We start from the raw sequence: 24,593 nt of genomic DNA, 5'->3' as shown, positions 1-24,593 counted from the left end.
CCTTTTGCTTGTCGCAGAGAGTTTGGGCCGCTTAGCCCGAATAGTACATGTCGAACTCGACCGGGTGCGGGGTCATTTCGAAGCGGGCGACTTCGGTCATCTTCAGCTCGATATAGGCGTCGATGAAGTCGTCGTCGAACACGCCGCCGTTCTTGAGGAAGCCGCGGTCCTTGTCGAGGTTTTCGAGCGCCTCGCGGAGCGAGCCGCACACCGTCGGGATCTGCTTCAGCTCTTCCTTCGGCAGGTCGTAGAGGTCCTTGTCCATCGCCGGACCCGGATCGATCTTGTTCTTGATGCCGTCGAGGCCGGCCATCAGCATCGCGGCGAAGCCGAGATAGGGATTGGCGAGCGGATCGGGGAAGCGCACCTCGACACGCTTGGCCTTCGGCGAAGCGGTGTAGGGGATGCGGCAGGAGGCCGAGCGGTTGCGCGCGGAGTAGGCGAGCAGCACGGGAGCCTCATAGCCCGGGACCAGACGCTTGTAGGAGTTGGTCGACGGGTTGGTGAAGGCGTTGATCGCCTTGGCGTGCTTGATGATGCCGCCGATGTAGTGAAGGCAGGTCTCCGACAGGTCGGCGTACTTGTTGCCGGCGAACACCGGCTTGCCGTCCTTCCAGATCGACTGGTGCACGTGCATGCCCGAGCCGTTGTCGCCATAGACCGGCTTCGGCATGAAGGTGGCGGTCTTGCCGTAGATGTGCGCGACCTGGTGGATGCAGTACTTGTAGATCTGCATGTGGTCGGCCATCAGCGTCAGCGTGTCGAACTTCATGCCGAGCTCGTGCTGGGCGGACGCGACTTCGTGGTGATGCTTCTCGACCTTGACGCCCATCTTGGCCATGGCGCCGAGCATTTCGGAGCGCATGTCCTGCACGGAGTCCTGCGGCGGCACCGGGAAGTAGCCGCCCTTGGTGCGGACCCGGTGGCCGAGATTGCCGCCTTCATATTCGGTGTCGGAGTTGGTCGGCAGCTCCGAGGAGTCGAGACGGAAGCCGGTGTTGTAGGGGTTGGCGGAGAAGCGCACGTCGTCGAACACGAAGAACTCGGCTTCGGGGCCGACGAACACGCTGTCGCCCACGCCCATCGACTTCACCATGGCCTCGGCCTTCTTGGCGATGCCGCGGGGGTCGCGGTTGTAGGGCTCGCCGGTGGTCGGCTCGAGCACGTCGCAGGTGATGACCATGGTGGTCTCGGCGAAGAACGGGTCGATCGTCGCGGTCACCGGATCCGGCATCAGGCACATGTCGGACTCGTTGATCGCCTTCCAGCCGGCGATCGAGGAGCCGTCGAACATCGTCCCTTCGGCGAAAATGTCCTCATCGATCATGCTGATGTCGAACGTCACGTGCTGCCACTTGCCGCGCGGATCGGTGAAGCGCAGGTCGACGTATTTGACGTCGTTGTCCTTGATCGATTTCAGGACGTCTTTGGCGGTCTTCATGCATACCCCTTTTGGCTCTGCGGGTCGGTTTCCAGGTGAGCAAGATTGTTCTCGCTTTTGGCGAGTTCGCGCGCGAGCGCACAAACAAAATCAGGCCGCCGAAGCAGCCTTTTTCTTGTCGGAGTGTCGCAAAATGCGGGATAGCACCCGGCTCAGATAGCGTCCAGCCCGGATTCGCCGGTCCGGATGCGGATCGCCTCTTCGATATTGGAGACGAAAATCTTGCCGTCGCCGATGCGCCCGGTCTGCGCGGCGCGGCGGATCGCGTCGATGGCGCGCTCGACCAGATCGTCGCCGATCACGATCTCGATCTTCACCTTGGGGAGGAAATCGACGATGTATTCTGCGCCGCGGTAAAGCTCGGCGTGGCCCTTCTGCCGGCCAAAGCCCTTGGCCTCGGTCACGGTGATGCCTTGCAGGCCGACTTCCTGAAGCGCTTCCTTCACCTCGTCGAGCTTGAATGGCTTGATGATGGCTTCGATTTTCTTCACTGCGCGCCTCCCGGCCTTTCGATCAAATAGCAACGTCTTCGTCAGGATGCGCTTTTCTTAACGCACGATCTTGTCTTCGCTATGCCGGGATGCCTGACCAGCCCGGCAACAACGGCCGGCCACACCCTGATAGATTGCCAGTGAGCACGACGAACCGAAGCGGCTTCCTCGAAAGCAGGGTCTATGCCAAGTTGCAAATGCCCTGATTATTGGAGCGTTATCAGCCTTTTAACGCGCATCTCTGATAGGTGGAGCCGACTGGCTCAAAATACCGCAGGCTACGAAATAGGCAATCAGTTCAATATCTGTGCAAATCATTGTTCTGCGGGGTGGGTCGGTACGGAACGTGCCTGTTGAAAAGGCGTTTAGACCAGGGAAGTGGCATGGAAGTTCTGACCAACGCTGAAATGCAGCGTGCCGACCAGCTCAGTATTGCGGCAGGCACGCCCGGCTTCAAGCTGATGCTCAGCGCGGGGCAGGCGGTCGCGGAGGCCGCCAATGCGCTGGTGGAGGAGGGGCCGATCCTGATCGTGGCCGGTCCCGGCAACAATGGCGGCGACGGTTTTGTCGCAGCCGCGGAGCTCGCCGCGCAAGGGCGCGACGTCTCGGTGATCCTGATGTGCGAGCGCGACCAGCTCCAGGGTGACGCGGCCTCCGCGGCGCGCGGCTGGAAGCACCCGGTGCTGCCGTTCAATCCGCAGGCGATCGGCAAGCCCGCGCTGATCATCGATGCGCTGTTCGGCGCGGGCCTCAGTCGCCCGGTCGACGGCGAGGCGCATGCGATGATCGAAGCGATCAACGCCAACGGCGCCCCGGTGCTCGCGGTCGACCTGCCGAGCGGCATCAACGGCACCAGCGCAGCTGTGATGGGTGCGGCGGTGAACGCCACCGAGACCGTCACCTTCTTCCGCAAGAAGCCGGCGCATTTGCTGCTGCCCGGCCGGATGCATTGCGGCCACGTGCGCGTCGCCGACATCGGCATCGACGCACAGGTGCTGGACGAGATCGCGCCGCGGACCTTCGAGAACGATCCGGATTTCTGGGGCACCGCCTTTCCGGTGCCGCGCATCGACGGCCATAAATACGCACGGGGCCACGTGCTGGCGGTCTCGGGCGATGCCGCCGCGACTGGCGCGGCGCGGCTCGCCGCCCGTGGGGCTTTGCGGGCCGGAGCGGGCCTCGTGACGCTGGCGACCCCGCGCGATGCGCTCGCGATCAATGCCAGCGCGCTCACCGCGGTGATGGTTCGCGCCTGCGACACAGCGGTCGAATTCGGCGCGTTGCTCGGCGACAAACGCTACAACACCTGCCTGATCGGACCCGGCGCGGGCGTCGGCGATCGCACCTGCGATCTGGTCCACACGGCGCTTCACGCGCAGCGGCATCTGGTGCTGGACGCGGATGCGCTGACGAGCTTTGCCGCAAACCCCGAGCGGCTGTTTGAATCGATCAAGTCCTCTGAGGACAGTGCGGTCGTGCTGACGCCGCACGAGGGTGAATTTCCGCGCCTGTTCTCCGACCTCAGCAACAAACATCCGGGCCGCTCGAAGCTGGAGCGCGTCCGCGCCGCCGCCGAGCGCTGTGGTGCGGTCGTGCTGCTGAAGGGGCCGGATACCACCATCGCCGCGCCCGACGGGCGCGCCACCATCGCCGCCAACGCGCCGCCCTGGCTCGCGACCGCCGGCGCCGGCGACGTGCTCGCCGGCATCATCGCAGGACTTCTGGCGCAAGGCGTGCCGGCCTTCGAGGCCGCGAGCATCGGCGTCTGGATGCATGGCGAGGCGGGAAGCGAGGCGGGGCCCGGCCTGATCGCGGAGGACCTGACCGAGACGCTGCCGGCCGTGCACCGGCGGATCTATAATGCGCTCGGGGTGGAGTATTAGTGCTCAGGCAGCTCGCACTCACCGATATGGGCGAGGCCGCGCAGGTCCATCGGATTGCGTTTGACCAGGCGATGCCGTGGCTCGTTGGGCTGCACGCACCTGACGAGGACAGCTGGTTCTACCGCGAGCGCGTTTTCACGACGTGCTGTGTGTGGGGACGGTTCGATGGTGGCGTCCTGAGCGGGATCATCGCCTTCCGCGAAGGTTGGGTCGAGCAGCTCTATGTGCTTCCCGCCGCCCAGGGGCGCGGCGTCGGCACAGAACTCCTCGATGCCGCCAAGCGGGCCAGCGACCAGCTGGAGCTCTGGACCTTCCAGCGCAACGCGCCGGCGCGGCGCTTCTATGAGGCGCGCGGGTTCGCACTGGTTGAACAGACCGACGGGGCGCGGAACGAGGAGCGGGAGCCCGACGCTCGCTACCTCTGGACGCGCCGGTAAGTCGCTCACTCCACCGCGTACCAGCGCACCAGCCGTGGCGCGGCCCAGTCGGTCACGACGGATTCGATCAACCAGGGTCCGGGTGAGGTCGCCGCGAACGCGATGCGCTGGGTCTGGCCGGGCTCGATTGCGAGCGTGTCGAGCCAGTAGGGCTTCCAGCCGTCGTCGAGCTTGTCGAGCAGGCGGAAAGGATGGCCGTGCAGGTGAAACACGGTCGTGACCGGTCCGGGGTTCTTGAGGGCCAGCACGACGGTGCGGCCGGTCCTGGCGCGGAAGGCCGGATTGGAGGAGACGGAGAAGCTTGCAGGCCGTGCCCAGCCGGCCTCGGGCGCGCCGAGCGCGACATCGAACCGCAGGGCGCCTTTGAGGTCGAGCTTCTCGGGGAGGTCGTTCAGGGGGAGCGGCTGTGGCAGCAACAGCGGCGCGCGCCGCTCGGGCTTGCCCGATATCGTGAGGCTCCCGACCTGGCGCGCCTCCTTGCCGTCATGCAACAGGAATGGGGCCGATGTGGCTGCATCCACGAAGGCGTCGGCGCGTGCGCCGGGGGCGAGCACCAGGGCGCCGTTGCGCGCCGGGAATGGCTCGGCCGGCTGTCCGTCCAGGGCCATCACCTGGACCTCGTGGCCTTCCAATTTGATCGCCAGAACAGAACGTTGCGAGCCGTTGATAAAGCGCAGCCGCAGCCGCTCGCCGGCCGTGGCTGAGAGTTCGAATGAAGTCCGTCCATTGAGGGTAAAGAGCGGTGTCGCGTCCCCGGGGGCGCGGCCGGGCGGAAGCGCGGTCCCATCCGGCCGCAGCCGCCATTCCTCGATCAACAGGACCTCGTCGCGGTCGACGACGACGCGATTTGTCTCGCCGGCGATGATCGGAAGCGGTCGCGCGGGCAGCTTCAGACCGTCTTCGAAGAGACGGAAGTCGGCTGCCAGAGTTCCTGCATTTGGTATTGAAACAATTGAGGTTTCAGTCGTATCCGGCGCAGTCGGCGTACGCCCTCGCAACGGGTCGGCCGCGGCCGGGCCATTCAGGCCGTGCCAGACTGGCGCAAGCGGGACAGGCAGGTCGTTCCGGAAGACCACTTCGCAGCGGTCGCCTCGCTTGAGACGAACGTTCCCGATATGGCTTACGGCGGCCAGCTCCCAGATCGGTGTCGCCGGCTGACCCGGCCTGAGCGCCAGGGTTGCCGGCCTTGCCTGCAGGGCGAGCTGGGCGGTGACAGCGGGGGCCGCGCCGCCGGCGATCAACCCGGCTGCGGGGGCTCCAAGTCCGGCTGCAAGTCCAGCTCCAAGTCCGGCCAAAACCTCACGCCGGGTCGGGTCAGAGATCCGCGTTTTCATGGCTCGATGCGGACCATGAAGCGCTGGATAAGTCCAGCCGTCGCGCCTACTTAAAGCCTGTCTCTATCGGGCCATTTTTTTGCTGCGAACAGTCAGGCACATGCTATAAGCCCGGCCGCCCGCGGCATCGCGGCCGGTCTTGATGCAAATTCACGCGGGCGTGGCGGAACTGGTAGACGCGCTGGATTTAGGTTCCAGTGACGAAAGTTGTGGGGGTTCGAGTCCCTCCGCCCGCACCAAGCGCTTTCAGCGTTTGCACGGATTACCGAAGGGCTGCTTCCTCACGGAGTGTTTCCGGCGGAAGTGGTCCGATGAACCACCGGCGTTGAGGCGTCTTGCCTCGCGCCGGTTCGATTAATGACAGCGTCCCGACGCATGCGTGCCGGGGCCGAGCGAGAAGAAGATTGGACGCCATGCAGGTCACAGAAACCCTCTCGGAAGGTTTGAAGCACGAGTTCAAGATCAGCGTTCCCGCGTCTGATCTCGACGCCAAGGCTGGTGCCAAACTCGTCGATCTCAAGGACAAGGTCCGCATCAACGGCTTCCGCCCCGGCAAGGTGCCGGTCGCTCACCTGAAGAAGGTCTATGGCCGCTCGGTGATGGCCGAGACCATCGACCAGACCATCCGCGACACCAACACGCAGCTGTTCTCCGACCGCGGTTTCCGCCTTGCGACCGAGCCGAAGATCACCATGCCGACCGAGCAGGCCGAGGTCGAGGAGCTGCTCAACGGCAAGACCGATCTGACCTACACGGTCGCGATCGAAGTGGTGCCCGCGATTGCACTCGCCGATTTCAAGAGCTTCCAGGTCGAGAAGCCCGTCGCCGATGTGTCCGACGCCGATGTCGACGAAGCCATCAAGCGCATCGCCGACAGCAACCGCGGCTATGCGGCCAAGGCCGAGGGCGCCAAGGCCGAGTCGGGCGACCGCGTCACCATCAACTTCAAGGGCACCATCAACGGCGAAGTCTTCGAGGGCGGCACCGGCGAGGGCATCCAGGTCGCGATCGGTTCCAATACCTTCATCCCCGGTTTCGAGGAGCAGCTCACCGGCATCGGGGCGGGCGAGACGCGCACGCTGAAAGTGTCGTTCCCCAAGAACTACATGAACGACAAGCTCGCCGGCCAGCCGGCCGAGTTCGAGACCACCGCGACCTCGATCGAGGCGCCGCAGGACGTCGCGATCGACGACGAGTTCGCCAAGACGCTTGGCCTCGAATCGCTGGACAAGCTGAAGGAAGCCGCGCGCGAGCGTCTGGCTGCCGAGTTCGCCGGCGCGACGCGCCAGCGCGTCAAGCGTGCGCTGCTCGACCGCCTCGACGAGGCGCATCGCTTCGAAGCGCCGCCGTCGCTCGTCGACGAGGAGTTCAATCTGATGTGGAACTCGGTCAAGGCCGAGATGGATTCGGCCGGCAAGACCTTCGCGGACGAGGATACCACCGAAGACAAGGCCAAGGACGAGTACCGCAAGATCGCGGACCGCCGCGTTCGGCTCGGCCTCGTGCTGTCCGAGATCGGCGAGAAGAACAAGATCACCGTGACCGACGACGAGGTCGGCCGCGCCGTGATCGAGCGCGCTCGCTCGATGCCGGGCCGCGAGAAGGAAGTCTGGGACTATTACCGCAGCAACGCCCAGGCGCTGGCCCAGCTTCGTGCACCGATCTACGAGGACAAGGTCGTCGACTTCATCCTCGAGCTCGCCAACGTGACCGAGAAGAAGGTCTCGCGCGAGGACCTGTACAAGGACGAGGACGCGGAAAAGACCGCAGCCTGAAGGCTCTAGAGCGTTTTCGAGCGAAGTGGATACCGGTTCGCGTAAAGAAAACGCGTCAAACTTAGAATCTAGAGCCCCGTTCCGATTCCATCGGAACGGGGCTCTAGGAAAGCCTTCCATTAAGGATGATCATCAAAGGGGCCCGGCTAGCCAACTGGCTGGCTGGGCCTGTTTGCGAGAATCAGCTTCAAGTGCCCCGTGGATTAAGCCTTAATTCGCTCCGCACTTGTCTGGCGCGAATTGGGCTATATCTGTCGGTACGCCCTGTACCCAAGTCTTATACCAAGCGTTCTACCTCTACCCACTTCCTGCATCACTGGCGTCCATCGGCCTTCCGGCAAATCCAGCTAAACTGGCAGCCAAGACTGGCAATGTCCGCCTCCTAAAACCCTAGGTGACTCATGCGCGATCCGGTTGAAACCTACATGAACCTCGTGCCCATGGTGGTCGAGCAGACCAACCGTGGCGAGCGCGCCTACGACATCTTCTCGCGCCTGTTGAAAGAGCGCATCATCTTCCTGACCGGGCCGGTCGAGGACGGCATGTCGACGCTGGTGGTCGCACAGCTCCTGTTCCTTGAAGCGGAAAATCCGAAGAAGGAAATCTCGATGTACATCAACTCGCCGGGCGGCGTGGTGACGTCGGGCCTCGCGATCTACGACACCATGCAGTTCATCCGCCCGCCGGTCTCGACGCTGTGCACGGGCCAGGCCGCCTCGATGGGCTCGCTGCTGCTCTGCGCCGGCGAGAAGGACATGCGCTTCTCGCTGCCGAACGCGCGCATCATGGTGCATCAGCCCTCCGGCGGCTTCCAGGGCCAGGCCACCGACATCATGCTGCACGCGCAGGAAATCCTGAACCTGAAGAAGCGGCTCAACGAGATCTACGTGAAGCACACCGGTCAGACCTACAAGACGATCGAGGACGCGCTGGAACGCGACAAGTTCCTCACCGCGAACGACGCCAAGGAGTTCGGCCTGGTCGACAGGGTCATCGACAAGCGCGCCGAAGAGCCGGCGGCGAAACCGCAGTAACGCGAACGGGGCTGCAACATCGATCCCTGGAATACCTATGGGGATTTCTCGGGATCGTCAGGGCGACGTTCACGTTAACGGCGCACTACGCGGCGGCGCAAAAAACAGTCTTGCGCCCCGCGACAGGCAGAAAGTTCCGCTTTCGTGCTTGTTTTTCGTGGCAATCCAGCAACTCCGGGGCGATTTCGATCACTTCGTCCGTGCCAAGACGTGAAATCACGGTATTGTCACGGGTAGCCAGCGCCCCCTCGATTAGCGAATTCTTGATAGTCGGGTGACAGCATGGTTGGCTACGATTGATCGGCTATGATCGCGGAGAATCGAGTGACCGTGATTCGCACGGGATGTAACGCGTAGGGTCTTTTTTGGTACGGAATTTGCTCTATTTGAACTTCATACGGCATGCGTGCCGGAATGGAGCGATCGAGCGGAGCGGGATCGAACCGCGGACGGAGACATGAATGAGTAAGGTCGGCACGAGCGACTCCAAGAACACACTGTATTGCTCGTTCTGCGGCAAGAGCCAGCACGAAGTCCGCAAACTGATCGCGGGTCCCACGGTCTTCATCTGCGACGAGTGCGTTGAGCTCTGCATGGACATCATCCGCGAGGAGAACAAATCCTCGCTCGTGAAGTCGCGCGACGGCATTCCGACGCCGAAGGAAATCTGCAAGGTCCTGGACGATTACGTCATCGGCCAGAGCCATGCGAAGAAGGTCCTGTCGGTCGCGGTGCACAATCACTACAAGCGCCTCAACCACCAGACCAAGCACAACGATGTCGAGCTCGCGAAGTCGAACATCCTGCTGATCGGTCCGACCGGTTCGGGCAAGACGCTGCTCGCGCAGACGCTCGCCCGCATCCTGGACGTGCCGTTCACGATGGCCGACGCAACGACGCTGACCGAAGCCGGCTATGTCGGCGAGGACGTCGAGAACATCATCCTGAAGCTGCTCCAGGCCGCCGACTACAATGTCGAGCGCGCCCAGCGCGGCATCGTCTACATCGACGAAATCGACAAGATCAGCCGCAAGTCCGACAATCCCTCGATCACGCGCGACGTGTCGGGTGAGGGCGTGCAGCAGGCGCTGCTGAAGATCATGGAAGGCACGGTGGCTTCGGTCCCGCCGCAGGGCGGCCGCAAGCATCCGCAGCAGGAGTTCCTGCAGGTGGATACCACCAACATCCTGTTCATCTGCGGCGGTGCGTTCGCCGGCCTCGAGAAGATCATCTCGGCGCGCGGGCGGTCGACCTCGATCGGCTTCGCCGCCCAGGTGCTCGCGCCGGAGGATCGCCGTACCGGCGAGATCTTCCGCCACGTCGAGCCTGAGGACCTCCTGAAGTACGGTCTCATCCCCGAATTCGTCGGCCGTCTGCCGGTCGTGGCGACGCTCGAGGATCTGGACGAGACTTCGCTGAAGAAGATCCTCACCGAGCCGAAGAACGCGCTGGTGAAACAGTACCAGCGGCTGTTCGAAATGGAGAACATCGAGCTGACCTTCGCCGACGAGGCGCTTGGCGCGGTCGCCCGCAAGGCGATCGAGCGCAAGACCGGCGCGCGTGGTCTGCGTTCGATCCTCGAGGCGATCCTGCTCGAGACCATGTTCGACCTGCCTGGCCTGGAAGGTGTGGAAGAAGTCGTGATTTCGCGCGAAGTCGTGGAAGGTACGGCCCGTCCGCTCTACATCTACGCCGACGCCGTCGAGAACGCCAGCGCCTGATTTACGGCGCTGGAACGCTCCAATCGTCTTTGATAGTAGCGGCTGCGGAATGGTTCTCCGCAGCCGATGTTGCGTCGCTTATACGCGTGCGTAAGCGCCTGATGGCGCGCGTCTTTCAATGACTTGACACCCCCCCGGTCGATAGCCACCTAATGTCGACGGCGAGCGAGAATTCTCTTCAAGATTCGCCTCAGTTCCGATCCGGCAAGCCCGGTCCAACCTTAGAATGGTAGGCCGGTTTTGTGGATCACCTCGGCACCTTGTGGCGGTTGCGCATGAGCATGGCGGGCTGCGTGCAAGGGGGCAAAGCAAAAGGAAAAGGCCATGACTAATCCAAAACCCCGGCCAACCATTGTCCATGGCGAAACGCACGCCTATCCCGTGCTGCCGCTGCGCGACATCGTCGTCTTCCCGCACATGATCGTTCCGCTCTTCGTCGGTCGCGAGAAGTCGATCCGCGCGCTCGAAGAGGTGATGAAGAACGACGCTCTGATCATGCTCGCGACGCAGAAGAACGCGTCCGACGATGATCCGACGCCCGATGCCATTTACGAGACCGGTACGCTTGCCAGCGTGCTTCAGCTCTTGAAGCTTCCCGACGGCACCGTGAAGGTGCTGGTCGAAGGGCTCGAGCGTGCGCGCGTGCAGAAATACACCGATCGCAGCGAGTACTACGAAGCGACCGCGATTGCGCTCGCCGACACCGATGCGAAATCGGTCGAGGCGGAGGCACTGTCGCGCTCGGTCGTGTCCGATTTCGAGAGCTATGTGAAGCTCAACAAGAAGATCTCGGCCGAGGTCGTCGGCGTCGTGCAGGCGATCACCGATTTCGCCAAACTCGCCGACACCGTTGCCTCGCATCTCGCCGTCAAGATCGCGGATCGCCAGCAAATCCTGGAGACGCTGTCGGTCACCACGCGCCTCGAGAAGGTGCTGGGCCTGATGGAGAGCGAGATCTCGGTGCTGCAGGTCGAGAAGCGCATCCGCTCGCGCGTCAAGCGCCAGATGGAGAAGACCCAGCGCGAGTATTATCTCAACGAGCAGATGAAGGCGATCCAGAAGGAGCTCGGCGACGACGACGGTCGCGACGAACTCGCCGATCTCGAAGAGAAGATCTCCAAGACCAAGCTCTCCAAGGAAGCGCGCGAGAAGGCGCAGCATGAATTGAAGAAGCTGCGCCAGATGTCGCCGATGTCCGCGGAAGCGACCGTCGTGCGCAACTATCTGGATTGGCTGCTGTCGATCCCGTGGAACAAGAAGTCCAAGGTGAAGAAGGATCTGGAATCGGCGCAGGCGGTTCTGGATGCCGATCACTACGGGCTGGAGAAGGTCAAGGACCGTATCGTCGAGTATCTCGCGGTGCAGTCGCGCGCCAACAAGCTGACGGGCCCGATCCTGTGCCTCGTCGGACCGCCCGGCGTCGGCAAGACCTCGCTCGGCAAGTCGATCGCGAAGGCGACCGGACGTGAGTTCGTGCGCGTCTCGCTCGGCGGCGTGCGCGACGAGGCCGAGATCCGCGGTCACCGCCGCACCTATATCGGTTCGATGCCCGGCAAGATCATCCAGTCGATGCGGAAGGCGAAGTCGTCCAATCCGCTGTTCCTGCTGGACGAGATCGACAAGATGGGCGCCGATTTCCGCGGCGATCCGTCTTCGGCGCTGCTCGAGGTTTTGGATCCCGAGCAGAACGGGACCTTCAACGACCACTACCTCGAGGTCGACTACGATCTGTCCAACGTGATGTTCATCACGACCGCGAATACGCTCAATATTCCGGGACCGCTGATGGACCGCATGGAGATCATCCGGATCGCGGGCTACACCGAGAACGAGAAGGTCGAGATCGCGCGCAAGCATCTGATCCCGAACGCGGTGTCCAAGCACGGCCTGGACTCCAAGGAGTTCTCGATCGACGACGACGCGCTGCTGCTGTTGATCCGCCGCTACACCCGCGAAGCGGGCGTGCGTAATCTGGAGCGTGAGCTCTCCACACTCGCCCGCAAGGCGGTGAAGGAGCTGATGATCTCCAAGAAGAAGTCGGTCAAGGTCACCGAGAAGACTCTGGAAGAGTTGCTCGGCGTGCCGAAGTACCGCTTCGGCGAGATCGAGAGCGAGCCGCAGGTCGGTATCGTCACGGGCCTGGCCTGGACCGATGTCGGCGGCGAGCTGTTGACGATCGAAGGCGTCATGATGCCCGGCAAGGGCAAGATGACGGTCACGGGCAATCTGCGCGACGTGATGAAGGAATCGATCTCGGCGGCGGCGTCCTATGTGCGCTCGCGTGCGATCGTCTACGGCATCGAGCCGCCGCTGTTCGACCGGCGCGACATCCACGTGCACGTGCCGGAAGGCGCGACGCCGAAGGACGGTCCGTCGGCGGGCGTGGCGATGGCCACCGCGATCATCTCGGTCATGACCGGCATTCCGGTCCGCCACGATGTCGCGATGACCGGCGAGATCACGCTGCGCGGCCGTGTGCTGCCGATCGGCGGCCTGAAGGAGAAGCTGCTGGCCGCTGCCCGCGGCGGCATCAAGACGGTGCTGATCCCCGAGGACAACGCCAAGGATCTCACGGAGATTTCCGATGCGATCAAGGGCGGCATGGAGATCATCCCGGTGTCGCGTCTGGACGACGTCGTCGCCAAGGCGTTGGTGAAGAAGCCCGTGCCGATCGTCTGGGAAGAGGACACCAAGGTGACGGTGAAGCCGGACGGGGACGAGGCCGCCGGCGGACTGACCGCGCACTAGGGTTCAGCGAAAGATGATAAAACGGCGCCTTCGGGCGCCGTTTTTGTTTTGGGGGCAGGGGATCAGGGCGATGCAGGTCGACGGGCAGTGCCATTGCGGGCAGATCACCTTTGAGGCCGAGATCGACCCCGAGGCGGTGTCGGTCTGCCATTGCCGGGATTGCCAGACCCTGACGGGATCGCCGTTCCGGGTGACCGCGATCTGTAGCAACGCCGACGTGAGGCTGACCGCTGGCACGCCAAAGGTCTACGGCAAGCGCGGCGACAACGGCCGGATGCGCTTCCAGCACTTCTGCGCCGACTGCGGTTCCCCGCTGTTCACCAGCGGCGAGGGTGATCAGGCCGACGATTGGGGCATCCGCTGGGGCTCAATCCGCCAGCGCGATAAATTGCGGCCCGTCAGGCAGATCTGGTGCCAGTCGGCGGCGGTGTGGATCGACGCGGTGCCGCTGCTGCCGGGGAGGCCGGGGGATTAGGCTGGCTTGCCAAGCCGAAGCTCGCCGCAAAAAAGCCCGCCTTCGCCCGTTGGGATTCGGCGTGGCAGCCTGCGTCGCTGCGCGAGCGCAGGCTGGTGGGCGGTCACGGATTCGAACCGCGGACCCTCTCGGTGTAAACGAGATGCTCTAACCAGCTGAGCTAACCGCCCCAAGGCGCCTCTTTAGCCCTCCCGCGGGTGTTCGAGCAAGGCCCGAACGCATCGCAAACAGGGCTCGAGCAAGACCGCCTTTGTGATGATTGTCACAGGCGTCCGCCCGCGAGTCGGCCAATGTCCACCGCAATTCACGATGGAGGGGTGGCCAATGTGTGCTCTGCTGGACCTCATCTACCGACATTGTTGCCGGGCGTGTTTGCGCGAAGCGCGACGCATGAGCCGCCGCGGCTCGATCATTCCAACTTGGTAGTTCCGGCTGACGGCGCGCCGATTTGGCCGCTGGCGGCTGTCCTGCCTCGTTGCGCCCGGCATCGGACGCCCACGAGCCGCCCTCCAAGGGTCCAAAATTGCCCTTTTTCGGTCATCTTTTTGATCGCCATCCGAACCAACGTTACGGCTCCCTGTGGCAGCGTGGAGTATCGCCGTGATGAGTGATCTTCGCATCAAGCTGGAAAGGTACGAGTCGAAAGCCGCCCACTGCATGAAAGCGGCTCAAGAAGCTCCTGATGAGGCCGGTCGGGCCTTCTACGAGGAGCTTGCCAACTATTACGACGAGCTGGCAGCCGACTTTCGCCGCGTCCTCGCCAAGCGAACCGGAGTTTCGCTCGCGGCCGAATGATCCGGCGTAGCGCAGGTCGGCAGTTGAAGACCTCAGCGTCCGTCAACCTCTGACGCCGTGCCGTGCGGCGTGAACGCAAGAACGTCTCGCTGACAGGTGGACCGAACAGGCCGCCTCAGTTGACGGCGTCCTTGCTTTTCGGCATCGGGGTCTTTCGACCAAGCTGCCGGAGGGGATCCATGGAACAGCCAAGCGGACACGCAGAGAATGCCGACCAGATCGCCTATTGGAACGGTCCGAGCGGGCAGCGCTGGGCCGATCGGCACGCTGCCCAGGAAAGCTTGCTCGGACCCATCGCCGACATGCTGATCGATCGCGCCAGGCCGAAGCCGGGCGAGCGCGTGCTCGATGTCGGCTGCGGCTCCGGTGCGACGACGTTCGCGTTCGCGAAGGCTGTCGCGCCCGATGGCTTCGCGCTCGGCCTCGACGTCTCCGATCCGATGCTGTTGCAGGCGCGCGCGTTTGCGCCAAAAGGCCTGCCGCTCGATTTCGTGCTGGCGGATGCGACGGTGCATCCGTTCGAGCCGGCGAGCTTTGACCTGTTGGCGTCGCGCTTCGGCGTCATGTTCTTCGCCGATCCCATTGCGTCCTTCACCAACCTCCGCCGCGCGCTGAAGCCGACCGGACGGCTCGCCTTCGCCTGCTGGCGCGAGCCGAAGGAAAATCCGTGGATGATGGCGCCGCTGATGGCGGTCTACAAACATGTTCCGAAGATGCCGCCGGTCGGGCCGGAAGAGCCGGGCCCGTTCGCCTTTGCTTCTGAAGAGCGCGTGACGCGCATCCTGAAAGGTGCAGGCTTCGTGGACGTGGCGATGGAGCCGCATAATCTGGCGATGGATGTCGCAATCGGCGGTGGGCTTGATGCCGCGGTCGAGGGCTCGCTCCAGATCGGCCCCGCCAGCCGCGCGCTGCAGGGCCATCCGCCGGAGACATATGCCGCTGCAAAAGCCTCGATCCGCGAGATGCTCGCGCCGTTCATGAAGGGACAAAGCGTAGCGTTGCAGGGCGCGATCTGGATCGTCACGGCGAAGGCGGCGTAGGCGACGCTCTATCCACCGTCATTGCGAGCGTAGCGAAGCAATCCAGACTGCCTCCGCGGAGACAGTCTGGATTGCTTCGTCGCTTCGCTCCTCGCAGTGACGGCGTGGATGGGCCTGTGAGTCCTACACCACATCATCCGGCGCGAGCGCGCAGCCGTTGTCCGGATGCGTCTCGATCTGAAGCGTGGTGTGGCCGATGCGGAACGACGCCCTCAGCATCTGCGCCGTCTCCATCAGGAATGCATCGCCGGCCCCGGTGGGCATGACAAGATGGCAGGTCAGTGCCGTCTCGGTGGTCGAGATCGGCCAGACGTGGAGATCGTGGATTCCCGAGACGCCGGGCCGCTCCAGCAGAAAGACCTTGATCGCGGCGATGTCGGTGCCCTTGGGCGCCGCCGCCATCGACATGTCGATGGAGCCGCGCAGCAGGCTGGTGGTGCTCCAGAGGATGGTGGCGCAGATGACGAGGCTGGTGACGGGATCGAGCCAGAGCCAGCCGGTCCAGATGATCAGCGCCGCCGAGATCACGACGCCGAGCGAGACCGCGGCGTCGGCCGCCATGTGCAGATAGGCGCCCTCGATGTTGATGTCGTCCTTGCGTCCGCGCGCGAACAGCATGGCGGTAAAACCGTTGATGAGGATGCCGATGCCGGCGACCACCATCACGGTCACGCCCGCAACCGGCTCCGGCTCGCGCAGCCGCAAGATCGCCTCCCAGCCGATCGCGCCTGTCGCGACTAGCAGGAACACCGCGTTCGCCAGCGCCGCAAGGATGGTGGAGGCGCGAAAGCCATAGGTGAAGCGGCCGCTCGGCGCACGCCGTGCCGCGATCGATGCGCACCAGGCCACGACCAGGCCGAGCACGTCGCTGAGGTTATGGCCGGCATCGGCGAGCAGGGCGGTGGAGTTGCCGATATAGCCGTAGATCGCCTCGGCCACGACCAGCGCGGTGTTGAGCGAAATGCCGATCGCGAACGCCGTGCCGAAATTGGCGGGCGCATGGACGTGCGCGTGGCCAGAACCGTGGTTATGCCCGTGGTCATGCCCGTGGCCGGCATGATCATGGTGGTGATGCCCGTGATGGTCGTGGCTGCCCAAATCTAGCGCTCCCCGGACGCCGCCAAATCAGGCGCCATTGTAGGCGTTTCGGCAGCCCCGTCACGCCGGAACAGCGCATAGAGCGCCGGCAGCACCAGCAGCGTCAGCACGGTCGAGGAGATGATGCCGCCGATCACCACGGTCGCCAGCGGACGCTGCACCTCGGCGCCGGCGCCGGTGGCGAGCGCCATCGGCACGAAGCCGAGGGAGGCGACCAGGGCGGTCATCAGCACCGGGCGCAGCCGCGTCAGCGCACCCTCGCGCACCGCGTCGGCAACGGGGTGCCCCTCGCTGCGCAGGCGTTCGATGAAGGCGATGATGACGAGGCCGTTGAGAACGGCCACGCCCGACAATGCGATGAAGCCGACACCGGCGCTGATCGACAGCGGGATGTCGCGCAGCAGCAGCGCGGCGACGCCGCCCGTCAACGCCAGCGGCACGCCGGAGAACACCAAAGCCGCATCCGCCGCCGATCCCATGCCCATGAACAGCAGCAGGAACACCAGCAGCAGCGCCACCGGCACCACGATCGTCAGCCGCTTGGTCGCCGACACCAGCTGCTCGAACTGGCCGCCCCAGCCGATCCAATAGCCCGGCGGCAGCTTGACCTTCTCGGCGACGGCGGCTTCCGCCTCGCTCACGAAGGAGCCGAGGTCGCGCGCGCGGACATTGGCGGTGACGACGATGCGCCGTTTGCCGTTCTCGCGGCTGATCTGGTTCGGGCCGGGCGTCGCATCGACGGTTGCGACCGACGACAGCGGGACATAGCGCATCTGGGCGAGGGGAGAGGCGGTCAGGGCTGTTCGAACGGCGGTGCCGCCTGCTGCTTCCTCGCTCGGCGGCAGCGGGATCGGGATGGCCCGGATCGCGTCGAGATTGCCGCGCAGATGTTCCGGCAGGCGCACGACGATATCGAAACGGCGGTCGCCCTCGAACAGCTTGCCTGCCGATTTACCACCGACCGCGATCTCGACGATCCCCTGCACCTCACCGATGCTGAGCCCGTAGCGGGCGAGCGCCTGGCGGTCGAGCCGGACGGTGAGGATCGGCAGGCCCGAGACCTGCTCGATCTTGACGTCGCTGGCGCCGCGGATGCCGCGGATTGCGGCCTCGACCCGCCTTGCGGCGCCCTGGAGGATGTCGAGGTCGTCGCCGAAGACCTTGATGCCGACGTCGCTGCGCACGCCGGAGATCAGCTCGTTGACACGGAACTGGATCGGCTGGGAGATTTCATAGGCGCTGCCGGGAATGTCGTCGGCGGCGTGGTCGATGGCCTCGATCACTTCCGATTTCGGCTTGCCCGGGTCGGGCCATTCCGCGCGCGGCTTCAGCATGATGTAGCCGTCTGTCTGCGCCGGCGACATCGGGTCGGTCGCGATTTCGGCGGTGCCGATGCGGGTGAAGAATTCCTTCACCTCGGGAATCTCCTTGATGCGCTTTTCCAGCGCCTTTTGCAGATCCAGCGACTGCGTGAGGCTGGTGCCGGGAATCCGGATCGAGGCCAGCGCGACGTCGCCTTCGTCCAGGCTCGGGATGAACTCGCCGCCCATGCGCGCGGCGGCAATGCCGCTTGCGACCACGATGACGGCGGCCATGACGGTGACCGCGACCCGATTGTCGATCGCGAGGCGGAGCAGGGGGAGATAAATGCGCTTCGCCACCCGCATGAACAGGTTTTCGTGTTCGGACACCTTGCCGGTGACGAAGATGGCAACCGCCGCCGGCACGAAGGTGATGGAGAACAGCACCGCGGCGCCGAGTGCCATCAGCACGGTCAGCGCCATCGGCGTGAACATCTTGCCCTCGACGCCGGTCAGCGTCAGCACGGGCAGGTAGACAACGGCAATGATCAGCGTTCCGAACAAGCTCGGCTTGATGACCTCGCGCGACCCGCGCAGGATCGCGCGCAGCCGTTCGGGGGTGGAGAGCAGCCCGCCCTTCTGGCGCTGCGCCTCAGCGAGCATGCGCAGGCAGTTCTCGACGATGATTACGGCGCCGTCGACGATGATGCCGAAATCGATCGCCCCCAGGCTCATCAGGTTCGCGCTGACTTTTGTTTCGACCATGCCGGTGATCGTCATGGCCATGGAGAGCGGAATGACGCAGGCCACCACGAGCGCGGCGCGGATGTTTCCGAGGATCAGGAACAGCACGGCCACGACCAGGGCCGCACCTTCCAGGAGGTTGTTTTCGACCGTGCGGATGGTGGCTTCGACCAGATGGGTGCGGTCGTAGACGGTCCGGGTCACGACGCCGTCGGGCAGCGATTTGGCGATCTCGTCGAGACGGGCTGCGACGCGGCGCGCCACGCTGCGGCTGTTCTCGCCGATCAGCAGCATGGCGGTGCCGAGCACGGTTTCCTCGCCGTCGCGCGTCGCCGCTCCCGTGCGGAGGTCTCGGCCTTCCTTGACGGTGGCGACATCCCTGATCCTGACGGGATTGCCGCCCCGCGAGCCGATCACGATGTCCTGGATCTCGCTGATGTTGCCGACCTGGCCCGGGGAGCGCACGAGATACTGCTCGCCGTTGCGTTCGATATAGCCGGCGCCGACATTGGCGTTGTTGGCGGCGAGCGCCGTCATGACGTCGCGAAAGCCGAGCCGGTAGGCCATCAGCTTGCCGGGGTCCGGCAGCACGTGGAACTGCCGCTCGAACCCGCCGATGGTGTTGACCTCGATCACCCCGGGCACGTTGCGAAGCTGCGGCCGGATGATCCAGTCCTGCACGGTGCGCAGATCGGTCAGCGAATAGTCGTGACCGCCTTGCGTCTTCGCGCCCGCCTTTGCCTCGACGGTGTACATGAAGATTTCGCCCAGGCCGGTCGAGACCGGGCCCATCGCGACCTCGACGCCCGCCGGAAGCTGATCCTTCACCTGCTGGATGCGCTCGCCCACGAGCTGGCGGGCAAAATAGATGTCGGTGCCGTCCTTGAACACGACCGTCACCTGGCTCAGGCCGTAGCGCGACAGCGAGCGGGTGTAATCGAGCTTCGGCAGGCCGCCCATCGCGGTCTCGACGGGGAAGGTGATGCGCTGCTCGGTTTCGAGCGGCGAGTAGCCGGGCGCGCGGGTGTTGATCTGGACCTGGACGTTGGTGATGTCAGGGACAGCATCGATCGGCAGGCGCTGGAAATTCCACGCTCCGAAAGCGACGGCGCCGAGCGCGAGCACCAGGACCAGCCAGCGCTGTTGAAGCGAGACGGCGATGAGGCGCTCAATCATGTTCCGCCTCGCCCTTGCCCATCTCCGCCTTCACGACAAAACTATTCTCCGCGACGTAATGCTCGCCGGCCGAAAGACCCGCCTTGATCTCGACATGGCGCGGATCGGAATCCCCGAGCTCCACGGGACGCGCCTCGATCTTGTCGCCGTCCTCGCGGACGAACACAATGGTCCTGTTCTCCAGCGTCTGGATCGCACTTCGGCGCACGGCGACCGCGACGTTGCGCGCGGCGAGGATCAGCCGCGCCGTGACGAACAGACCGGGACGCAGGCGTCCGTCCGGATTTGGCAGCACCACGCGGGCGAGCGCGGTCTGGGTCTCGCTGCTGCCGATCGGCGCCATGTAGGAGATCGTGCCCTTGATCTCGCCGCGGCCGTCGTCGGGATCGATCAGCACCTCGTCGTTGAGGCGGACGCGCCGGAGGTCCTGCCGGTAGATCGACAGGTCGACCCAGATCGTCGAGAGGTCGGCCACCACGAAGGCCGGCTTCTGCTCGGAGGCGTATTCGCCGAGCGAGATCTGCCGCTCGATGATGGTGCCGGCGATCGGCGCCTTCAGCTCGTAGACGGTGAGGCTCTGGTTGCTCTCGATCGCGGCGAGCAGATCGTCCTTGCCGACCCTGTCGCCGATGCGCTTCTGGATCGATTTGGCGACCCCCGGAAAGCGCGGCGTCACCTGCACGACGGCTTCCTGGTTGGCGCGCAAGATGCCGTTGAAGGACAGCGTATCGGTCAGCGTCGCACTCCCGGCCTCCGCCAGCGTGACACCGGCGGCCGCCAGCTTGACGTCGGAGATGCGGATGCGGTCGGCGCCGTGCTCGTCCTGCTCGACATGGTCGTTCGGCTTCTCCGGCTTCTTCTCCGCGGCATGCTCGGTGTGCGTGACCCCGGCAGGGGCGAGGAGGGAATAGCCGTAGGCGCCGAGTGCTGCGGCCACGATGGCGACGAGAATGGTGGAGGATGTCTTCATCGCGCGCTCTCCCGGGCCAGCGCAAAGGGATTGCCGACGAGGCCTTCGATGGTCGCGACGCCGGCATGGAAGTTCTGCAGCGCCTCCTGCTCGCGCAGCCGCGCCTGGGTGACGCTCGCCTGGGCGTCGAGCACTTCGAGCAGGGAGAAGCGGCCCTGGCCGTAGCCCTGCGCGATCGCTTCCGAGGCTTCCGTGGCCTTCGGAATCGCGGTCTCGCGCAGCACCGCGAGCTCGCGCAGCGAGCCCTGGAGCGAGTCGTAGGCGCGGCCGGCGACAACGATCAGCGTGTTGCGGTTGGCCTCGCGCTCGGCCCTGGTTTTGGCGAGGCTTTCCTGCGCCGAGAGGATGTTGCCCTGGTTCTGGTCGAACACGGGAATCGGCACCGAGACGGTGAGGCGCACCGCGTCGTCATTGGTCTCGTTGAAATGGCGCCATCCCGCCGCGATCCGTACGTCGGGATAGGGCCTTAAGCGCGCCATCAACAGCTCGGCATTGCGCTGGGCATACACCGCCGTCCAGCGCACCAGCTGCGGATTGGCATCGATGGCGGCCACGACCGACTGGAACGTCGGCGTCTTTCCCGTGGTATCGAGCCGGCCGGAGACCTCGCCGAACTTTGCCGCGGGATCCCCCATCAGCACCGCAAGCTCGCGCCTGGCGCTCGCCAGCGTTGCCTTGAAGCGTTCGCGGTCGGCCTTCACCAGGGCGGACGCGACCTCGGCGCGGCCGGTCTCGGCCGGCGAGGAGGCGCCGGCCTCGACGCGGCGGCGCAGCAGCGGCGTCAGCCGGTCGATCGCCGCGATCTGCTCGTCGAGGATCTGGATGCGCTGCTGCGCGCCGAGCACGCTGAGGAAGGCGATCGCAGTCTCCGACAGCACCTCCAGCCTGGCGGCCTTGCGCTGGATCGCGGCCACCTCGATGCCGGCGGCGCCTGCGGCGATCCGCGCATCACGCTTGCCGAACAGCTCGAAGGCCTGGCTGATCTGGAGCGTGGTCTCGGCCGATCTCGTGCCGCGATAGATGCCCGACCCGAACGAATTGTCCTGCTCATAGGACAGTTCCGGATTGAGCAGCGCGCCGGCCTGGATGCGCTGACCGGTGGCGATGCCGACGTCGCGCTCCGCCGCGGTCAGCCGCGGGCTCGCGGCCAGCGCGCGCGACAGCGCGCTTCGCATCGTAAGCGTCTGGGCGTGCGCGTGCTGCGTCAGCCAGGGGCTGACGAAAATCGCCATCGCGCACGCCAGGCGCGCGGCAGTCCGTCTGCAAGACATGAAGGTGACCTGTGAACAATAGCATCGTAGGCGCACGGGCGCCCGGCTGATCAGTTCAGGTCAGATGTTTGGGGGGCGGAGAGTCGGTGTCAGGCACGACGCCTGCAAGCACTGTCAGGCGAGGCGGATCTGACGCGGCCACCAGCTCCGACATTGCGTCAGGCAGCAGCAGTTGTGCGAAGACCACCGAGAAACAGCCATGACAGTGATGGGCTGCCAGCGTCTTGCTATCCGTATCTCCGGAATCGGGTCCCGGCGACGCAGCGATTTCCAGCTGGCCGAACGGATTGGTCACGTCCAGGCATTGGCACGTATGCAACACGCCCGACAGCAGATAGCTGATTGCGAGACACGCAGCCAACAGCCCGCGCCAGTTGCGCAGGCGAAACAATCTGATCGGGCGGCGGATCGCAGTCACGAAGTCACTCTGGTTACGTCCGGGTTCGTAGCAGGCGACCGGAACAGTGTCGACCCGCAATAATGTTACGTGTGCGGAACTGAACGTCGCACCCGCATGTATCCATGCGATTGCAAGCAGCGACGTCCGTTCATCGCCATCGTTGCGGTCCCATGGTAAGATAGAAGCGACGAGAGGGAGCTCGGAATGCCCGAAGAGTCTTGCCGCTCGCACGATGCGTGCTGTGGGGAAGCCGCCAAGCCCCGTGTGGAGGAAGTCGCCGCGTCAGGCTGCGCCGACTGCTGCTCGGCGGGCGTTCCGGTCTTCGACGGGCTCGATCCGCGATACAAGCGCGTGCTGTGGACCGTCATCGCCATCAACGCGGCGATGTTCGTGAGTGAAATGGCGGCGGGCCATTTGGCCGGCTCCCAGGCTCTCAAGGCCGACGCTCTCGACTTCCTCGCCGACACGGTCACCTACGGCCTGAGCCTTTCGGTGATCGGCGCGAGCATCAAGACGCGTGCCACCGCCGCGTTGTTCAAGGGGTTGTCGCTCAGTGCCATGGCCGCCTGGGTGTTCGGGTCAACGCTCTATCAGACCCTGGTCCTGGGGCTCCCACGTGCGGAGCTGATGGGGGCGATGAGCCTGGCCGCGCTGGCGGCGAACCTCACCTCGGTTCTCCTGCTCGCGCGCTACAAGGACGGTGACGCCAATGTGCGCTCGGTTTGGCTCTGCTCGCGCAATGACGCGATCGGCAACGTCATCGTGATGGTCGCTGCCATCGGCGTATTCGGAACCGCGACGGCATGGCCCGATCTGGCTGTCGCCGGCGTGATGGCCGGAATCTTCCTGACCTCGTCCTGCAAATCCTGCGGCAAGCATGGGCAGAGTATCGCGGCGGGCAAGCTGCCGTGACTGCCTGAGGGGGGCCTTTGCGTCCGATCCAAACGCGGAAAGGCCCCAGCCCGGGGCTGACCGGCTGAGGCCTTATGTGCTCACATTCTCATCCTTGGGACTTGAGGCGCTAACGCGCCCCGCTCTGGATCGTTCCGCAGGGCTCGGAATTATTTTGCCCTGCTGCCGGGAGGTGCGGCGTTCCTACGCCTTCTCCTCCCAAATCATCGCGAGATGCACGATCGTCTGTACCGCCTTTTCCATATCCTGCCGGCTGACCCATTCGAGCCGCGAATGAAACGCGTGCTCGCCGGCAAAGATGTTGGGGCAGGGCAGGCCCATGAAGGACAGGCGCGAGCCGTCGGTGCCGCCGCGGATCGCGGTGCGCATCGGGCGCAGGCCGGCACGGCGGATCGCCTCAATGGCGTATTCGAGGATCTGCGGGTGACGGTCGATCACCTGCTTCATGTTGCGGTACTGCTCCCTGACCTCGAACTTGTAGGTCGAGCGCGGATAGTCCTTCATCACATCCTTGACGATGCCCTCGAGCAGGACTTCCTTCTCCTTCAGACCTTCCTCGGTGAAGTCGCGCACGATGAAGGACAGCGTCGCCTGCTCCAGCGCACCGTCGATGCCAATCGGATGCAGAAAGCCCTGCTTGCCTGACGTCGTCTCGGGCGAGCAGCCTTCCTTTGGCAGCCGCTCGACGATGGCGGCTGCGATCTTGATCGCGTGCTCCATCTTGCCCTTGGCGTAGCCTGGATGGGCGCTGACGCCGTTGATGGTGATGGTGGCGCCGTCGGCCGAGAAGGTCTCGTCCTCGACGCTGCCGGCGCTCTCGCCGTCCATGGTGTAGCCGAAATCGGCGCCGAGCTTCTTCAGGTCGACATTGTCGACGCCGCGGCCGATCTCCTCGTCCGGCGTGAACAGGATCTTGATGGTGCCGTGCTTCACATGGGGGGTGTTGATGAAGAAGTGCGCGGCATCCATGATCTCGGCGACGCCGGCCTTGTTGTCGGCGCCCAAGAGCGTGGTGCCGTCGGTGGTGATGATGTCGTTGCCGATCTGGTTCTTCAGCGCGGGATGTTCAGTGAAGCGGATCACCTGGCTGGTATCGCCCGGCAGGGTGATATCGCCGCCGCGATAGTCCTTCACCAGCTGCGGCTTGACGTCCTTGCCGGTCACGTCGGGCGAGGTGTCCATGTGCGAGCAGAAGCAGATCACCGGCACCTTCTTGGTCGTATTGGCCGGGATCGTTCCGTAGACGTAGCCGAAGTCGTCGAGATGCGCGTCGGCGACGCCCATGGCCTTCAGCTCGGCGGCGAGCACGCGGCCGAGATCTTTCTGCTTCTCGGTCGAGGGCGAGGTCGGGGATTCCGGATCGGACTGGGTGTCGATGGTGACGTAGCGCAGGAAGCGTTCGGTCACGGTGTGCGAAAAGGAGAGGGAGGACATTTCTGGTCAAACCGCCGGGTCTTGGGGAAGCAAGGCTTGGGGGAAGCAGGCGGTATATCAGAAAAGCGGGCCGTGATGCGGCCGGAACGAAGCGGATCAGGCTTAACGAAACG

General features: G+C 64.5%; 18 protein-coding genes, 2 tRNA genes and 1 pseudogene. 11 read left to right on the top strand and 10 right to left on the bottom strand.

Annotation, left to right across the window (positions count from 1 at the left end):
• Positions 1 to 31: 31 nt before the first annotated feature.
• Together glnA and J4G43_RS29760 are read right to left on the bottom strand one after the other, a co-directional pair.
• Positions 32 to 1,441, bottom strand: a complete 1,410-nt coding sequence (gene glnA / locus J4G43_RS29765) for a type I glutamate--ammonia ligase (RefSeq protein WP_208087150.1) — start codon at positions 1,439 to 1,441, stop codon at positions 32 to 34.
• A 152-nt stretch (positions 1,442 to 1,593) separates the two neighbouring features.
• Positions 1,594 to 1,932, bottom strand: coding sequence for a P-II family nitrogen regulator (locus J4G43_RS29760; RefSeq protein WP_007603495.1), 339 nt, complete (start codon positions 1,930 to 1,932; stop codon positions 1,594 to 1,596).
• A gap of 383 nt (positions 1,933 to 2,315) precedes the next feature.
• Here J4G43_RS29760 and J4G43_RS29755 point away from each other — a divergent pair, with 383 nt between their 5' ends.
• Both J4G43_RS29755 and J4G43_RS29750 read left to right on the top strand, forming a co-directional pair.
• Positions 2,316 to 3,815 carry a bifunctional ADP-dependent NAD(P)H-hydrate dehydratase/NAD(P)H-hydrate epimerase gene (locus J4G43_RS29755; protein ID WP_063982954.1) on the top strand — a complete coding sequence of 500 codons (1,500 nt, stop codon included), beginning with the start codon at positions 2,316 to 2,318 and terminating at the stop codon, positions 3,813 to 3,815.
• On the top strand, positions 3,815 to 4,252 hold the full coding sequence (locus tag J4G43_RS29750; protein WP_208087149.1) for a GNAT family N-acetyltransferase: 438 nt from the start codon (positions 3,815 to 3,817) through the stop codon (positions 4,250 to 4,252). Before J4G43_RS29755 ends, J4G43_RS29750 begins: the two co-directional genes overlap by 1 nt.
• Positions 4,253 to 4,257: 5 nt before the next feature.
• Here the strand turns inward: J4G43_RS29750 and J4G43_RS29745 are convergent, their stop codons facing one another.
• Positions 4,258 to 5,586: a multicopper oxidase family protein gene (locus tag J4G43_RS29745; RefSeq protein WP_208087148.1), complete on the bottom strand. Its 1,329-nt coding sequence runs from the start codon at positions 5,584 to 5,586 to the stop codon at positions 4,258 to 4,260.
• A gap of 154 nt (positions 5,587 to 5,740) precedes the next feature.
• Here J4G43_RS29745 and J4G43_RS29740 point away from each other — a divergent pair.
• The 6 genes from J4G43_RS29740 (at position 5,741) to J4G43_RS29715 (ending at position 13,339) form a co-directional block, all read left to right on the top strand.
• Positions 5,741 to 5,825 (top strand) — tRNA-Leu (locus J4G43_RS29740).
• 174 nt (positions 5,826 to 5,999) lie between these two features.
• A complete protein-coding gene (gene tig, locus J4G43_RS29735; RefSeq protein ID WP_208087147.1) occupies positions 6,000 to 7,361 on the top strand; it encodes a trigger factor in 1,362 nt (453 codons plus the stop codon).
• Positions 7,362 to 7,762: 401 nt separating this feature from the next.
• Positions 7,763 to 8,395, top strand: coding sequence for an ATP-dependent Clp protease proteolytic subunit (locus J4G43_RS29730; protein WP_063982958.1), 633 nt, complete (start codon positions 7,763 to 7,765; stop codon positions 8,393 to 8,395).
• Between the two features lie 461 nt (positions 8,396 to 8,856).
• Positions 8,857 to 10,116: an ATP-dependent Clp protease ATP-binding subunit ClpX gene (clpX, locus tag J4G43_RS29725; protein ID WP_208087146.1), complete on the top strand. Its 1,260-nt coding sequence runs from the start codon at positions 8,857 to 8,859 to the stop codon at positions 10,114 to 10,116.
• A gap of 324 nt (positions 10,117 to 10,440) precedes the next feature.
• Positions 10,441 to 12,864, top strand: a complete 2,424-nt coding sequence (gene lon, locus J4G43_RS29720; RefSeq protein ID WP_208087145.1) for an endopeptidase La — start codon at positions 10,441 to 10,443, stop codon at positions 12,862 to 12,864.
• Positions 12,865 to 12,934: 70 nt separating this feature from the next.
• Positions 12,935 to 13,339: a GFA family protein gene (locus J4G43_RS29715; protein ID WP_208087144.1), complete on the top strand. Its 405-nt coding sequence runs from the start codon at positions 12,935 to 12,937 to the stop codon at positions 13,337 to 13,339.
• A 93-nt stretch (positions 13,340 to 13,432) separates the two neighbouring features.
• On the opposite strand, the gene J4G43_RS29710 is transcribed toward J4G43_RS29715, so the two are convergent.
• Positions 13,433 to 13,509, bottom strand: a tRNA-Val gene (locus tag J4G43_RS29710).
• Positions 13,510 to 13,942: 433 nt separating this feature from the next.
• Between J4G43_RS29710 and J4G43_RS29705 the strand changes: the two genes are divergently transcribed.
• Complete coding sequence (locus J4G43_RS29705) at positions 13,943 to 14,134, top strand: hypothetical protein (protein WP_014494837.1); 192 nt, start codon at positions 13,943 to 13,945, stop codon at positions 14,132 to 14,134.
• Positions 14,135 to 14,313: 179 nt separating this feature from the next.
• Positions 14,314 to 15,174 carry a class I SAM-dependent methyltransferase gene (locus tag J4G43_RS29700; RefSeq protein ID WP_208087143.1) on the top strand — a complete coding sequence of 287 codons (861 nt, stop codon included), beginning with the start codon at positions 14,314 to 14,316 and terminating at the stop codon, positions 15,172 to 15,174.
• A 123-nt stretch (positions 15,175 to 15,297) separates the two neighbouring features.
• Here J4G43_RS29700 and J4G43_RS29695 read toward each other — a convergent pair whose 3' ends face one another.
• From J4G43_RS29695 to J4G43_RS29675, 5 genes are read right to left on the bottom strand one after another with little or no spacing between them, the layout of a single operon-like run.
• Positions 15,298 to 16,272: a cation diffusion facilitator family transporter gene (locus J4G43_RS29695; RefSeq protein WP_208087142.1), complete on the bottom strand. Its 975-nt coding sequence runs from the start codon at positions 16,270 to 16,272 to the stop codon at positions 15,298 to 15,300.
• Between the two features lie 2 nt (positions 16,273 to 16,274).
• Positions 16,275 to 19,493: an efflux RND transporter permease subunit gene (locus J4G43_RS29690; protein ID WP_208087141.1), complete on the bottom strand. Its 3,219-nt coding sequence runs from the start codon at positions 19,491 to 19,493 to the stop codon at positions 16,275 to 16,277.
• The gene (gene ihpB / locus J4G43_RS29685) at positions 19,486 to 20,463 is read right to left on the bottom strand and encodes a divalent metal ion exporter adaptor subunit IhpB (RefSeq protein ID WP_208087140.1); all 978 of its coding nucleotides are present in this window, start codon (positions 20,461 to 20,463) and stop codon (positions 19,486 to 19,488) included. The genes J4G43_RS29690 and ihpB overlap by 8 nt, the downstream gene beginning before the upstream one ends.
• Complete coding sequence (ihpA, locus tag J4G43_RS29680; protein WP_208087139.1) at positions 20,460 to 21,734, bottom strand: divalent metal ion exporter subunit IhpA; 1,275 nt, start codon at positions 21,732 to 21,734, stop codon at positions 20,460 to 20,462. The genes ihpB and ihpA overlap by 4 nt, the downstream gene beginning before the upstream one ends.
• 55 nt (positions 21,735 to 21,789) lie before the next feature.
• A complete protein-coding gene (locus tag J4G43_RS29675) occupies positions 21,790 to 22,152 on the bottom strand; it encodes a hypothetical protein (RefSeq protein ID WP_208087138.1) in 363 nt (120 codons plus the stop codon).
• Between the two features lie 186 nt (positions 22,153 to 22,338).
• On the opposite strand from J4G43_RS29675, the pseudogene J4G43_RS29670 reads away from it, so the two are divergent.
• A pseudogene (locus J4G43_RS29670) lies at positions 22,339 to 23,054 on the top strand (cation transporter).
• A 175-nt stretch (positions 23,055 to 23,229) separates the two neighbouring features.
• Here the strand turns inward: J4G43_RS29670 and pepT are convergent.
• The gene (gene pepT / locus J4G43_RS29665; RefSeq protein ID WP_208087137.1) at positions 23,230 to 24,480 is read right to left on the bottom strand and encodes a peptidase T; all 1,251 of its coding nucleotides are present in this window, start codon (positions 24,478 to 24,480) and stop codon (positions 23,230 to 23,232) included.
• Positions 24,481 to 24,593: the final 113 nt, after the last annotated feature.

Origin of the sequence: Bradyrhizobium barranii subsp. barranii (assembly GCF_017565645.3) — a bacterium.
GTDB classification, from domain to species: Bacteria; Pseudomonadota; Alphaproteobacteria; order Rhizobiales; family Xanthobacteraceae; genus Bradyrhizobium; species Bradyrhizobium barranii.
Note: the sequence above shows the minus strand (reverse complement) of the source record. Positions and strands in the feature narration are given on the sequence as shown.